This window comes from Xanthomonas massiliensis (genome assembly GCF_900018785.1).
Classification (GTDB): domain Bacteria; phylum Pseudomonadota; class Gammaproteobacteria; order Xanthomonadales; family Xanthomonadaceae; genus Xanthomonas_B; species Xanthomonas_B massiliensis.
The window spans coordinates 852,004-866,738 of the sequence record NZ_FCOY01000006.1 but is presented as its reverse complement, the minus strand read 5'-3'; the positions used below and the strand labels follow the sequence as shown (position 1 = coordinate 866,738).

General features: G+C 62.0%; 8 protein-coding genes. 4 read left to right on the top strand and 4 right to left on the bottom strand.

Going from position 1 to position 14,735, the window contains the following annotated elements:
• The first annotated feature begins 1 nt into the window (after window position 1).
• Genes BN3794_RS06915 through BN3794_RS06900 form a run of 4 tightly spaced genes read left to right on the top strand, consistent with a single transcriptional unit; the run spans window position 2 to window position 8,253 of the window.
• On the top strand, window positions 2–1,546 hold the full coding sequence (locus BN3794_RS06915; protein ID WP_066095240.1) for a TIGR02677 family protein: 1,545 nt from the start codon (window positions 2–4) through the stop codon (window positions 1,544–1,546).
• Window positions 1,543–2,805 (top strand): TIGR02678 family protein, encoded by a 1,263-nt coding sequence (locus tag BN3794_RS06910; protein WP_066095237.1) that lies wholly within the window; start codon window positions 1,543–1,545, stop codon window positions 2,803–2,805. The genes BN3794_RS06915 and BN3794_RS06910 overlap by 4 nt, the downstream gene beginning before the upstream one ends.
• Window positions 2,802–6,929: a TIGR02680 family protein gene (locus BN3794_RS06905; protein ID WP_066095235.1), complete on the top strand. Its 4,128-nt coding sequence runs from the start codon at window positions 2,802–2,804 to the stop codon at window positions 6,927–6,929. The genes BN3794_RS06910 and BN3794_RS06905 overlap by 4 nt, the downstream gene beginning before the upstream one ends.
• Window positions 6,930–6,939: 10 nt before the next feature.
• Window positions 6,940–8,253, top strand: coding sequence for a TIGR02679 family protein (locus BN3794_RS06900; RefSeq protein ID WP_078059632.1), 1,314 nt, complete (start codon window positions 6,940–6,942; stop codon window positions 8,251–8,253).
• 632 nt (window positions 8,254–8,885) lie between these two features.
• On the opposite strand, the gene BN3794_RS16305 is transcribed toward BN3794_RS06900, so the two are convergent.
• Genes BN3794_RS16305 through BN3794_RS16295 form a run of 4 tightly spaced genes read right to left on the bottom strand, consistent with a single transcriptional unit; the run spans window position 8,886 to window position 14,464 of the window.
• The gene (locus BN3794_RS16305; protein ID WP_147675685.1) at window positions 8,886–9,650 is read right to left on the bottom strand and encodes a hypothetical protein; all 765 of its coding nucleotides are present in this window, start codon (window positions 9,648–9,650) and stop codon (window positions 8,886–8,888) included.
• A 1-nt stretch (window position 9,651) separates the two neighbouring features.
• Complete coding sequence (locus BN3794_RS16300) at window positions 9,652–10,752, bottom strand: hypothetical protein (protein WP_147675684.1); 1,101 nt, start codon at window positions 10,750–10,752, stop codon at window positions 9,652–9,654.
• Between the two features lie 11 nt (window positions 10,753–10,763).
• The gene (locus tag BN3794_RS15860; RefSeq protein WP_078059631.1) at window positions 10,764–13,136 is read right to left on the bottom strand and encodes a sensor histidine kinase; all 2,373 of its coding nucleotides are present in this window, start codon (window positions 13,134–13,136) and stop codon (window positions 10,764–10,766) included.
• 11 nt (window positions 13,137–13,147) lie between these two features.
• Window positions 13,148–14,464, bottom strand: a complete 1,317-nt coding sequence (locus BN3794_RS16295; protein ID WP_147675683.1) for an Eco57I restriction-modification methylase domain-containing protein — start codon at window positions 14,462–14,464, stop codon at window positions 13,148–13,150.
• Between the last annotated feature and the right edge of the window lie 271 nt (window positions 14,465–14,735).

Below are 14,735 nucleotides of genomic sequence, written 5' to 3'. Positions count from 1 at the left end.
GATGACGCTCCCGGCAGCCACCCAAGCCGATCTGTTTCGCCACGTCAGTGCGGAGAAGGCCGCTCTGTATCGCTGCGTCATGGATTGCTTCGCTGCAGCCAAGCGGCAGTTCCGGCTGCATCTTCGCCCCGACGAGGTACTGGAAGACGGCGACTGGTCGACATTGGCCAGCCCGGCCACGCCGCGGTTGGAAGAGATCCAAGCGGCTCTGGCGCAGTTGGCCGAATGGGGCAACCTCGAATCCCAGCCAGACACGGCCCGCGTCGCCAGCATCAGCGACTTCTACCGCGCGCGCTTCGTCTACCGGCTCTCGCTGGGCGGCGAGGCGGTGGAAGCCGCGCTGGCGACCTTCAGCCGCACGCTGCGTCGGCGTGCCGAACTGCAGAGCGTCGCGCTAGAGGACATCGCCCTGCGCCTGAAGGCTTTGCTGGCCCTGGCCGACAGCGCCGAACCCGATGCCGTCAAGGTGCACGAAACCCTGCGCGACCTGGTGCGCGTATTCGAGAGCCTGGCCGACAACGCGCAGGCCTTCATGGCCGGCGTCGCCCGCGGCATCGAATTGCAACAGGCCGACGCCGCGGCCGTGCTCGCCTACAAGAAGCGGCTGATCGACTACCTGGAGCGCTTCATCGGCGACCTGGTCGCGCGTTCCGGCGGCATCGCCCAGCACATTCTCACGCTGCAGCCGCGCATCGACACGCTGCTGTGGCTGGCCGCCCAGCGCCAGGCCCGCGACAGCGCGCCGGGCGACGAAACCGAACAACTCGATGCAATCACGCGCGGCTGGCAGGCCTGGCGCGAACGCTGGACGGGGCTGCGCCGCTGGTTCCTGGCCACCGGACACGCACCCGCGCAGTCCGAATTGCTGCGCGCCAAGGCACGCGCGGCGATCCCGCAGTTGCTGTCAGCCGTGGCCACGATCAATGAGCGCCGCAGCGGACGCAGCGACCGCTCTGCGGACTTCCGCATGCTTGCCGGCTGGTTCGCCGCCTGCGAGGACGATGCCCAGGCCCATCGCCTGGCGCGCGCAGCATTCGCGCTCAACCCGGCCCGCCACTTCTCGTTGAACCCCGAACTGGCGTCCGGGGCGCAGGACTTGCCCGCCAGCACGCCTTGGGCCGACGCGCCGCCGCTGCGCATCCATCCGCGCCTGCGCGAATACGGCCAGGCATCGCCACGCGGCGCACTGCCACGGGTGCAGGCGCGCGATGCCGAGCGCCAATTGCTCGCCGCCCGGTTGCACGAGGAACATGCGCAAATCGAAGCCGCTCGCCAGCGCCTGGCCAACGGCCGCAGCACGCGCCTGTCCGAGTTCGGCACACTCGACCCGCATGCCTTCACCCTGTTCCTCGGGCTGCTGGGCGAGGCGCTGACCGCGCAATCCTCGCCCGACGCCGAGGTGGACGTGCCCAGCGGCGACGGCCTGCTGCGCATCCGCATGCAGCCGCTGGCCGCGGACAGCCGGGCCACCATCCACACCGCCACCGGCGCGTTCAGCGGCCGCGACCACCTGATCACCATCACCCGCACGGACGCAACACCATGAGCCCCAGCGACAACCGCGCGAACAGCCACAGCATCGGCCGCCAGCAGGCCCGCCACCGCGACGACGAACGCCGCCAGGCGCTGCGCGCCCTGCTGATGTCGCCGCTGATGACCCCGGCGCACGAGGGCTTCGCCGCTGTGCGCCGCCACGCCGACGAGCTGCGCGCCTGGTTCGCGCGCGAGACCGGCTGGACGCTGCACATCGAGCGCGACTGCGCGCGCCTGTACAAGCGGCCGGCCGACCTGCGCGACGCCAGCCGCGGCCTGCCCGGTTACGACTACAGGCGCTACGTGCTGCTGTGCCTGGCCTGCGCAGTTCTCGAACGCGCCGACCCGCAGATCACCCTGCGTGTCCTCGGCGAGCGGCTGCTGACGCTGGCCACCGACCCCGCGCTGGAATCGCGCGGCTTTCGTTTCACCCTCGGCGCCGCGCACGAGCGCCGCGAACTGGTCGCCGTCTGCCGCAGCCTGCTGGAACTCGGCGTGCTGCAGCGCGTCGCCGGCGACGAAGAAGGCTACGTGCGCAGCAGCGGCGAGGCGGCCGAGGGCGCGGACGCCTTGTATGACGTGCGCCGCCGGGTACTGGCCGGGGTGCTCGCCGCGGTCCGTGGCCCGTCCACCTGGCCCGCCGAGCAGGCCCCGGTGGACCTGGACGCACGCCTGGCCTCGCTGGTCACCGAGCACCAGCCGGACAGCGAGGAAGGCCGGCGCACGGCTCTGCGCCACCACCTCGCGCGCCGCCTGCTGGACGACCCCGTGGTCTATCTGGATACCCTCGACGCCGAATTGCGCGCCTATTTCGTCAACCAGCGTGGCGCGATGGCCAGCCGCCTGTGCGAGGCCGCCGGTCTGATCGCCGAGCAGCGTGCCGAAGGCCTGGCCCTGGCCGACGAGGACGGCGAGCTGACCGACATCGCCATGCCCGCCGAAGGCACCGAAGCCCATGCCACCCTGCTGGTCGCCGAGTTCCTGTCCCGTCCGCGCGACGCCGCCGATGCGATCGGCCGCGAGGAAGTGGTGGCCTTCCTTGGCACCGCCCGTGAAGAACATGGCAGCTACTGGCGCAAATCGGCGCGCGAACCCGGTGCCGAACGCGAACTGGCCGACCTGGCACTTGAGCGCCTGCAGAAACTGCAGCTCGCGGCATGCGACGAGACCCACGTCCAGCCCCTGCCCGCACTGACGCGCTTCGCCCTGGGCGAGGCCGATATCCGCCAGCCGGCCGCGCCCGCGGCCGCCCATCCGTCCCTGTTCGAATGACCGACACCGCTCTCCCCACCCTGCCCATCCCCACCCTCGCACGCTGGCAGCCACTGCGGCTGGGGTTGGTCGAGCTGTTCCACTACGACAGCGAGGAGTTCTGGTTCCGCGACGGCCACCTGCTGCTGCGCGGCAACAATGGCACCGGCAAGTCCAAGGTGCTCTCGCTGACCCTGCCGTTCCTGTTCGACGCCCAGATCAAGCCCTCGCGCATCGAACCCGACGGCGACGCCAGCAAGAAGATGGCCTGGAACCTGCTGCTGGGCCGCCACGACCGCCGCATGGGCTACGCCTGGCTGGAGCTGGGCCGGCTCGGCGCCGACGGCCAGCCGCACTACCTCACGCTGGGCTGCGGGCTGCTCGCCGTGGCCGCGCGCCCCCAGGTCGACAGCTGGTTCTTCGTGCTGGAACAGCAGCGCATCGGCCAGGACCTCTGGCTGATGAGTCCTTCGCGTGTGGTGCTCACGCGCGAGCGCCTGCGCGACGCGCTGCAGGACCATGGGCAGGTGTTCGATACCGCAACCGCCTACCGACGCGCGGTCGACGAGCGTCTGTTCCACCTGGGGCCGCAGCGCTACACAGCGCTGATGGATACGCTGATTCAGCTGCGCCAGCCGCAGCTCTCCAAGAAACCGGACGAGACCAACCTCTCCAACGCGCTGACTGAAGCACTGCCGCCGATCTCCACCGACCTGCTGGCCGACGTCGCCGACGCCCTGAACCAGCTCGAGGAATACCGCCGCGAGCTGGAAGAATACGAGGCGCTGGAGCGCGCCGTCGGCCAGTTCAACCAGCGTTACCAGCGCTATGCCGCCACCCAGGCCCGGCGCCGTGCGCGCAGCCTGCGCAGCGCGCAGACCGGCTTCGACAACGCCAGCCGCGAACTCAACGAAGGCCGCCTCGCCCTTGAAACCGCACGCGCCGACGAAACCGGCGCGACGCAGGCGCAACAGCGGGCGGAAACCACGCTGGCCGGCCACCGCACACGGCTCGACGAGTTGCAGAACGACCCGGCCATGACCGACGCCAAGGCCTTGGACAAGGCGGCGGCCGATGCCGAGCGGCAGCAGCGCGACGCCGCGGATGCCCACACTGAACGGCAACGCCGACAGACCCGCTTCGAGCAGGAACAGCAGGCAACCCGGCAGCGTGCCCGGCGCGCCGAGGACGCGAGCCGCACACTGGCCGATACACGCACCCAGGCCAGCGAAGCAGCCGAAGCAGCCGGCCTGGCGCCCGACTACGGCGCCAGCCCGCTGGCCCACAACGAGGTGGCCACCTTGACGCCGTCGGCGCTGGCATCGGCACAGCAGGACCTGCGCCACGCCACCGCCGCCCGCCGCGAACAGGTCGCCCACCTGCAGCGCCGCTGCGAGGAAGCCGAGCAGGCGGCCCAGGCTCGGATCCGCGCGCAGGATGTGCGCGATGAACGCGCCGACGAGGCCGACGCCGCCGCCACCCGCCGCGAAGAGGCCGACGCCGCCGTCGAACAGCACGGCCAGCACTTGCTCGAAGCCTGGCAACAGCACCTGGATGGAGCGCAGCAGTTGCAGGTGCCCGACAGCGGCGACGTCCTCGAAACGCTGGCCGCCTGGACCGCGAGCCTGCACGGCGACAACCCCGCGCGCGCCGCCCTGCACCGCGCCCAGCAGGCCGCGAGCCTGCGGCTGGCCCAGCGCCAGGCCATGTTGCAGACCGAACAACAAGCCCTGGAACAGGAACAGGCCACGCTGCACGCGGAGCGCACGCGCCTGCAATCCGGCGAAGACGCCCTGCCCCCACCACAGGCATGGCGCGCGCCCGGCGCGCGGGAAGGCCGGGCCGGCGCGCCGCTGTGGCAACTGGTCGAATTCCGCCCGACGGTGGCGGCCGATCTCCAGGCCAGCCTCGAAGCCGCGCTGCAGGCCTCGGGCCTGCTCGACGCCTGGGTGACGCCCGACGGAGAACTGCTGGATTCCGGCGGCGCGCCCCTGCCGTACGATGTCCAGTGGCTGGTCCGGCCAGCGCACCGGGATTCGCTGGCCGCGTGGTTGCAGCCGGCGGCCCCGGCCGACACCACTTCGATGGTTTCCCCCGCCCTGCTGCAACGCCTGCTCGAAGGCGTCGCCTGCGGCGAGCAGGACGACCCGGGCGCCGAAGCCTGGATCGGACCCGGCGGCCGCTTCCGACTGGGCGCATTGGCCGGCGCCTGGCACAAGCCCCGCGCCGAGTTCATCGGTTACGCGGCACGCGCTGCCGCCCGCGCGCGCCGCCTGGCCGAGATCGCCCAGCGACTGGAGGAACTCGACCTAGCACATGCGCAGCTGCAGGCTGGCTCCGCCCAACTCGCTGCCGACCAGCGCCAGGCTGCCAGCGAATGGCAGTCCGCGCCCACCGACGACACCCTGCGCGCCGCGCACCTGCAAGCAAGCACGCGCGTGCGCGAGCTCGATGCGGCCAGGCTGCGCCTGGACCAGGCCGAGCATGCCCTGCGCAGTGCCATCCAGCAATGGGAAGCGGCCAGCCAGACCCTGGAACAGGACGCCCGGGATCTTGCGCTGCCGCCAGCGCGCGACGCCCTGCGCACCATCGATCGGGCGCTGCTCGCCTTCGGCGATCGGCTGCATGCGCTGACCAGTGCCGCGCGCGCCTGCCACGACGCCTTGGCCGAACACCGCCAACAAGTCGAACGCGAACAGCAAGCACGGACCGATGCCGAACACGCGACCGAGCAAGCGGCCGAACGCGACCTCCTGGCCGAAGAAGCCCGTATCCGCCTGCAGACGCTGCGTGAATCCGTCGGCGCCAAGGTCGAGGAACTGCAGCAGCGCATCCGCGATGCCCGACAGGCCGTCAGCAGTGCAGATCTGGAACTCAAGTCGAGCAACGAAGCGCTTCGCCTTGCAGGCGAAACGCGGGCCCGGGCCGAACAGAAAGTCGAGGCGGCCGACGCCATCCTGAGCGAGCGCATCGCCTCGCGCCAGCAAGCCATCGAGCACTGGCAGGGCTTCGCCGCCACCGGCCTGCTCGAAATCGCGCTGCCCGATGCCGAACTGCCGCCGCAGGCTGCGCCCTGGACCATCGAACCCGCCCTGGCCCTGGCACGCCGCGCCGAACAGGCGCTGCTGCAGGTCAAGGACGACGACGACGCCTGGAACCGCGTGCAGAACCAGGTGTCGCAGGACTACACCGAACTCGGCCGCGCGCTGGCCGCACTCAGCCACCGCGCCCAGGCCGAAACCAGCGATTTCGGCCTGATCGTCAGCATCGTCTACCAGAACCGGCCCGAGCGCCCCGACCAACTGGGCACGCGCCTGGCCAGCGAAATCGCGCAGCGCCGGGAACTGCTGACCGCCGGCGAACGCGAGGTGCTGGAGAACCACCTGCAGGCCGAAATCGCCAGCGCCATCCACAAGCTGCTGCGCGACGCCGAGCAACAGGTGCTGGCGATCAACGCAGAACTGGCCAAGCGCCCGACCTCCACCGGCGTGCGCTTCCGGCTGCTGTGGGAGACCCTGCCCGAAAGCGGCGATAGCGGCGCCCCGGTCGGCCTCAAGGCCGCCCGCCAGCGCCTGCTCAACACCAGCACCGATCTGTGGAGCGCCGAGGACCGCCGCGTGGTCGGCGAAATGCTGCAACAGCGCATCGCCGCCGAGCGCAGCCGCGCCGACGCCGACCAGGGCGGCAGCCTGCACGAACAACTGGCGCGCGCACTCGACTATCGCCGCTGGCACCGTTTCCGCGTCCAGCGCTGGGATGGACAATGGCGCCCGTTGTCCGGTCCGGCCTCCAGCGGCGAACGCGCCCTGGGCCTGACCGTACCGCTGTTCGCCGCCGTCTCCAGCTACTACTCCCAGGCCGGCCACGCGCATGCGCCGCGACTGGTGCTGCTCGATGAGGTCTTCGCCGGCATCGATGACGCCGCACGCCATCACTGCTGGGCGCTGATCCGCGAATTCGACCTCGACTTCGTGGTCACCAGCGAACGCGAATGGGCCTGCTCGGCCGAATTGCCCGGGGTGGCGATCGCCCAATTGCAACGCCACGAAGGCATCGACGCCGTGCACGTCTCACGCTGGACCTGGGACGGCCGCGCCAAACGCCAGGAACCCGACCCCGATCGCCGATTCCCGCCTGCCGCCTGATCTGCCCCACTTGAACCCGACCTGCATGTGCGCCGACGACACACTCTCATCCGATCCGCGCCTACAACGCCTGCTGGGCAACGACGCCCTCGCCACGCTGCGCCAGCGGCTGCGCCGCTACTTCGAGCGCATCGGCCCCGATGGCACCGCATCGACGCTGCGGCTGGACGGACTCGAACCCGCCGCACACCAAGCGCTCTGCCAAATGAGTGGCAGACCCGCACGACCGGCGCGCTCGATGACCCTGGACATTCGCCAACTGGACATGGCATTGCGCGAAGCCGGCCTTGCGAACTCACTGCGCGACGCCCTGGAACGCCTGGACGGTCCCATCGTCGACAAGACGCTGCAGCGCCTGGAACTGAAAGCACGCTGGGTCGCCGCGACCGCCTCGGTCGATGCGTGCCCACTGCTGCAGGATTGGTTGAACACATCGTCAGCCCCGCCGCTGCTCAAGCGCCTGAGTCGTGCCCCGGAAAATGCCATGCCATTGTTGAACGCCGCCGACAGCGTGCTGCGTGCCCTTCCAGGACAGGGGCAGCCCCGCTCACAATTGGCGGCCAGCCTGCTCGGCGACGCCCATGCCCTCGACGCTGGGCGACCGGTGGCCACCCTCGTGCTCGCCGCTTGGCGGCATTACGAACGGCAACACCCAACAAACCACGAAACCAGGGAGAACCCAGAAGATGCTCCAAAAGCAGAAGGCACGGAGGAGCGTCAACGCGACATCTGGGCACGTGCCGGCATCCTGGTCAACGAATTGGCCAGGCCCGCACTCTTCCTCAATCTGCCGGTGGCCACCTCCCAAGGAGCGCTGGGGCATCCAGGCGAACCGTCGTACATTTCGCTGCGGCAATTACTTCGAGCCAGCCCGATCTGGTCCGTCGCCGATCGCGTCGTCCATATCTGCGAGAACCCCAACTTCCTCGCCATCGCAGCCGATCAGTTGGGCGCTAGCTGCGCTCCACTGGTCTGCACGGACGGCATGCCATCGGCCGCGCAACGTATCCTGCTAGATCAATTGCAGGCCGCCGGCGCAAAGCTGCTCTATCACGGAGACTTCGATTGGCCGGGCATCGGCATCGCGAATTTCGTGATCCGCACCTGGAATGCAAACCCTTGGCGAATGAGTGCCCAAGACTACGAAGCTGCCGCAAGTTCCACTACACGCGTGAGGCATGAACTTGATGCCATACCTATCAACGCCGACTGGGATATTCATCTCGCAACCGCAATGCAGAACCGTGGCACTGCCATCGCAGAGGAAGCCGTAGCAACCATTCTGATTGAAGATCTACGCATACCGGGTCTGGCAGAAAGCTGATTGGCCTTCACCGGATTATGTCGATTCACCGATTATTTTCTCCAACCTGATGATCCACGCCATAGCACGACGACTTACGCTGGGGCCCTACCCGCCCACTCGATCATCAACGGGTCTCGTAAGTCCCTATGATTAAAGGGATCTACGATGATCGACATAAGCTTTACCGTCGCCATATACCGTCAAAAAACCGCGCTTAGAATTGGCGCGGGTTATGGAGCGATTTGCGCGGCGTCGACACCTTCTGGCTCATAGTCAATCAAGTTGCATCTTAGCGCAGCATAGATTGCCTGAGAACACCAACGTTCACTGCCGACATACAGACGCACTGCCCACAATCGGAACACCCCTATAAACGATATATCTGGGCGTCGGCTAAGCAATGACTACGCGCCGATTTCCCAACGCATAGCTCAATAGAAATCGGCTGTGTCAATTCTGAGACACCGGCCCTATCGGGCACAGGGCATCCGGTTTCGACAGACATCATGGATGCCAGCCAGGATGTCTCGGACCCTCTTCGATTTCGCACCACAGAAAACATCGAGCGCAACCAAGGTATCAAGATCAAATTTTATCGCGATTGCTGTGGGAACTCACCTGAGTATGGTGTTCCAGGGTCCAGAGTAAGGTTAAAAATGGCTTTCGGCGTACCAATGCGAAGCGCAAAACGGCCCCCTTAACTCTGGATTCCAGCGCTGTTCCAGATTTTGAGACTGCTTGCTAGACCGTGCCGGATTACTAGCATGCATAACTTGGCGGAGCAGCATAATGAATCCTCTGTGCACATCGGTCGACCAACGTTCATCGCAGAAATGGTCGGCGATAACCATCGTTAATACAGACATATAATCCATTTGTGGCGTCGGGATTCGAAGGTCACGCATAGGCGTATCCAGCGCTCGATCCAACACAAGCTTGTCAGGACGAATGTCGCCCAGCTCGCAAACGATTTCGGTAATAACGTCTTGCTCGATTCTTTTAGACTTCCCGAATTGGACATGAAACATCGGATGGAAAGCTGTCTGGTTCACCGAGTGCTCGAAGTCAAAATGCATTGTATCGAGAAGAGTCATCCTCAGGTACCCGTCGTCCGTCTTCCTGGTTGTCTCGTAGACTTCCAAATGAACTCCACCGCTGCTAAAGATGCCACCACTGAAATCAAAATGACCATCGATAAGGATGGCACGCCGAATACGGCTGTCCCGCCCCGTCTTTCTCAAGGGCGCATCCCAAAGTACGGCAGGCTTGTCAAAGGCAATGCACTTTCCACCTTCGCCGTCCGCATCTTCCTTCAGCACTGGCCAACGCGCCTTTGCATTTCGCTTCTGTATGATGACGTTGGCGGCTTTGTGCACATCGCTCAGATGCCGCTTGAACTTTGCGAAATCAGTCATCTCAGATACCTGCAAGTGGGCCAAGTTCGTCGAGCACTTCTTCCTTGATCTTTGCCTCACTCGCGCCGGAAGGGACCCAGTCTGGATTAGGTGCGGCCTGCCCCTGAGTAATCGCCTCGCCGGAAATCATACAAATGAAAGCCTGCACCGCGTGCTCATCGGGGTCTACTCGAGGCAGTTGAAGTGCTTGCAAATGTTCATGTTTAGTGATGTCGCCACCGACCTCATCTGCCAGGTCCACCAGCTTCGTGCGCCAGTAGTATGGCTCTACTTCAGAGAAAGGTCCGCTGTATCTGGCATATTCCAACACTTCAGTGAACGCTTCCCACTGGCTCGCGTCGCCAGGCATCACGTTCAAAAAGGCAGCCGCTCCCCTGCAAGTTAGGACTGGACCTGGGAACATCAAAATGTAGTTGAATAGCCAGTATCCCAACTGTGTCGCATACCGTTTGGCCTGAGAAATCAGATGCTCCGCGTCACCTTCTTCAGGCTTTGCGAAATAGACTAGATTTTGAGCGGCGTATCCGAGAAATTCGAACGATAGATTTTCATCGCCCAACACTGCGGCCAGAACTTCCGCCGGACTGTGCTTGGGACTTAGGAGCTCGGGCCTCGCTTCCAATGCAGCCTCAATTTTCTCGAACGCTTGGCTTATTGCAATAAGCCTTGGAACAAGATTCTCGCGACCTTCATCATCATCACTGACTAACGTCCTTGGGATCCAAATTGCGGATGCTCCATCACGGATCGTGCGCTGCAATTGAGGCAACATTGCTAGCCGGACGGCCTTGCCTCCCTTCTGATATCGGCAGACAGGCATTCCAATATCACGGAGAGCAGCCTTGTAGCTAGAGTGCGTCTCAAGCTCGGGCTGTCTTGCAAGATCTGTGTCTAGCAACACCAGATCGATCGCATGTTTGCCGATAGTTGTCTTCAAAAACTCGGCAAGCTGTCCTTCGATAGCCCCCCCCTCCTCATTTCTCTGCTGATCGGTCAGACTGACTTCATCTGGAGATAAAAACGTCAACCCTGTGCCCTCAGCATAGCTCTTGAATCTCTCAATCGCATCTTTCTGATCTTCAATGATCAAAACATTACACACTCTAGCCTCCTTTAATCCTTTGCTAGCGGAAATGAAGCTCTAAATGCTGTATTGAATCCTGAAGGAGGCGTCTTCATCAATTCGACCTTCCCCCCCACTCCCTCGATCACCCGTTTAATCACGGGCAGGCCAAGCCCCAAGCCAGAGTTGAGCGGGTTGGCATCATCTGCAGTCTCGGTGGTGGTGAACAACGGATCCCAAACACGATCCCGCAGGTACTCAGGAATCCCGATGCCATTGTCGGCACACACCAAGATATGGCGCGCAGCATCGTTAGTGGCATAAATCTTAATCTTGCGATCAGATGTCGTCGATCTCGCCACCAGAGCCTTCATAGCATTTGAGACCAAATTGATAGTCACACCGTGGTAGGCTGCAAGTGGAACACCCGGCCCTGCCAGCTTGGAGTTGGCATCGATCTCGATCTCGATCCCATGCTCCTTAGCCAGAGCTTCTACCGTTCTAATGACCACCGCCAGTTGCGAGCGGGCCTTGAACGGAGTCACCGTCATGTTCCGGGACGCACCAACAAATAGGCGCATGTACTCAGCTTGCTCGGCTAGCGCTTCCTCGTTGCGCAGAACAATCTCGGTTTCGCCTGCGATCTCAGGGTGCTTCTTCGCCAAACGCTGCAAGGTCTCTCCGACGCGATGGATTGCCTCCAGCGTCTTTTCAAATTCGTGTGTCATGAAACCTGCCATGACGCCCATGGTCGACATTAGCTCCAGAGACATTCTGATGCTCTTGTCGTATCCCTCTGCGATTGTTAGCTGTTCTTCGGCTTCTTCCAACTGGCGCAGCATGACGCGCTTATGGTCGAAGTTGATCTCCTGAGAGGATCGGATCTCAGAGATGGTTGCCGCCAATGCGGTCCTGGCCTTCTTTCGAGCCTCTTCCTCTCTTGCTGCCTCATCCTGTATGCGGAAGGATCGATCGAAGTGCGCGAGAGCTTCGACTGCAAATCGAACCAAATGCCACATCAGACGGTAGGCGCCGTTGTCGCGCAGTTGCTCACGATCCATGTTTGGCATCAGCCAACCGTCTTCCTCGTGGGAGTTGACCACCCCTTTTCGTGTAGCCACGTGAACCCGACCGATCAGTTGCGGAATTCTCGGAAGCGCCAGCATCGGATTGAGTCCGGGATTCTTCTTGGCCAAAGGATCCATCGGGTAGAACATTGGCGTAATGACAGATTGCCAGTTTCGTTCATTCACCGACTTGGACGACTCGATTGCTAGCCAGTCACTGTTCTCATCTGCATAGGCAGGCATTGCAAAGCCGTTGTCGACAACGGCGACGCCGGAATTGTCTTTGACCCATGTCATCGCTCGTCTACCGTTAACAGGGAGGTCGACGAACGTACCTTGGCGATTTGGGAAGAACCGGATATCGATAAAGATTGGGCTGTTCAAAGTGGCTGCCAACGGCAAGTGAGGTACTCCCTCCAACTCTGCAGGCAGGCCCCGCGCGTCCTTTTCTCCATCCACCTCAGACAGTGCCTTGGCGCTGTATGTCTTCGCGATTCTGTCGAGGCGGAACGATTTCTTCTCCACAGGCGTGCTCTGGCCCCTCCAGTAAACACGGAAGTCGACGACACCCTCGATATTGACGCTTACGCGGGCTCGCGCTACGTACCGGTTAAGGATTTGGCCAGCCAGCTCCACTTCATCGCCATCGCTCTCTTCGTCAGCGAAGTACACACGGAATCCGGGATCCTCTGCAGTGTCCGCGGCCGTGGCGAATTCAAACTCTGGTTGCTCAAGCCCTCCATCAGCCTTTACCAGTTTAAGAACGTCAGTACGAACCCTCGACACCGGCAAGTCCGAGACATGCTCCCGCAACTTGCGCATCGTCAACCGCGTACCTACCTGCTCGCCTCGTGTAGCTGCACGAACGGTGTACTGAATCTTGATGTCGGCGACATCGGCTTTCTTGGATATCTCGATCCAGTTAAATGTCGCCGTCAGCGTTGTCCGAGCGCCAGTTTTTGGATTCTCGGTCGTCGACTCGACAACTAGGACAGTACCAAGGAACCGAGCTGAAAAGCGGCCAACACCCTTTGAGCCTGCCATGTGTCGTTGATACAGCCGAGAATGGCGGCGTTTGACTTTGTTGGTACTGCTTACGACCATCCAGTTGTGAAGAAACTCAAGCTCGGTCAAACCGTGCCCGTCGTCAGACACGACGACCTCATCCGCGCCAATCTTGACTTCGCAATAAGATGCATCAGCGTCGTAGCTATTCTTAATCAGTTCCGCAAGCGCAATTTCCGGCTTACTGACCAATCGCTCACCCAGCTCTTCAAAAAGCGCAGCGCTGATGTGGAACTGGGCGGTTTTAACCTTGTTCGGATCGTCCTTTTTTTCCATAGCCTCTGCGCTCATATCCTGATGCCTCAATCCGGAAGTAAGTCGGCTAGTACAGTGTTGAGCTGGCGCACCTCAACCTTCTTCAGCCCATTCGAATGATGTACCAAGCGGCGTTCGAAGTCATAGGCTCGAAGGCCATTGAAAACTTGTTCAACAGCTTTGGGTCCTGCCGATTGATCAACCAACACCCCATAGACGGATCCAGCAGCAATCGCTCCGACATCGTTGATCAAGCTTTTGGGTCTCTTACCCGTGAAGCCTGATGCGAGCAGCAATGCCGGGACCGGATGAGGACGGTACCGCCACCATACGGCCCGACTTGTACAAGTACTGTACCGTCCCCATGACGACTCCGGGACACTAGCCAAATATCGCTGCAGCTGCGGGGACAGACGATCCTTGTCGCTACGAATCAGCCAGCAGCGCACACCTCGGCCAACAAAAAAATCATCAAAGGTCTGCGTATCCAGTCGTTGCACGTCCTCTCTTACAGCTCGGAGGGAAGTGACGCATGGCCGGACATCGACACCTTTTTTCAGTGAATGAAACAAACGCTCTTCTTCGGTCAGTACAAAGATATCTTGTCCGCCGGGGCTAAGTCCGCGAATACCCTTGCAGGACTGATCACCATCCCTGTAGCCGATGACATGAGACGTTGTTCCGGACGCTTTCCCGGAAACCCTAATCTTCCCATCACGAGTAATTGACCCGTACCTCCACTCTCCCGTCTTGACACTCTTATCAATAACAGTAATGGAGGCAGTGGTTAAAACTGTCGGAAAAATGTTTGACTCAAATCGATATACTGAGACACTCCAACCATTTGATCGAATGAAATCCCGAAGCTCGCTCGCACTTGGTCTAGACACCCATTCGTAAGGAATAACCTGAGCAACTAGACCATCCTCACTCGTCCGAAGAAGGGCCTGAGCTAAAAAAATGATGAATGCATTCGCAGTCTTCTTAAGCTTCGGCCCGCCATCATCAGCTATGGACCTGAGCGCAAAATCTCTCCACCCACCATCTAGGCCATGATGGCGTATATATGGCGGATTACCCACGCAAACTGAATAACCACTTTCCTTCCACGCGAGAGCGTCAGCGACCACTAGCTTTGCATTTTTCGGGAGCTTCGCAGCGTCAACCTTTGAACGATCGCACTCAATTCCTGTGTACTCCCCATACACGCCCGAAATCTGGCTAAATCGACCATCACCCGCACCAAGATCCAGCACGGAATCAAAGACCCCAATTTTCCGCACACCTGACACCAATGACCAAACAAGCCGAACAACGTCCGGGGGAGTTTCCACTTGGCAGCGTTTGAGATGTGTACTTTTCATTCTTAAAACATAATCACGCGGCTTTAATCGGAATATTTATTATAAACTTTGTTAGCCATCATGAATCCTTACTACTTAACAGCCGCCTTGGAAAACAGGAACCATATAAGGAAATAGCAAGAGAAAACCACATCACGCGGCGTTGTGTCCGACAGCTGAACAGCGGCCACCAACCTAACATGCCATCATAGCTCATAGGCTTGGCAGCGTCGAAGCATTGGACCGGTCAGCCTTCCGTAGAGGCTCGGAAACGGCAACTGATCGGCAAAGA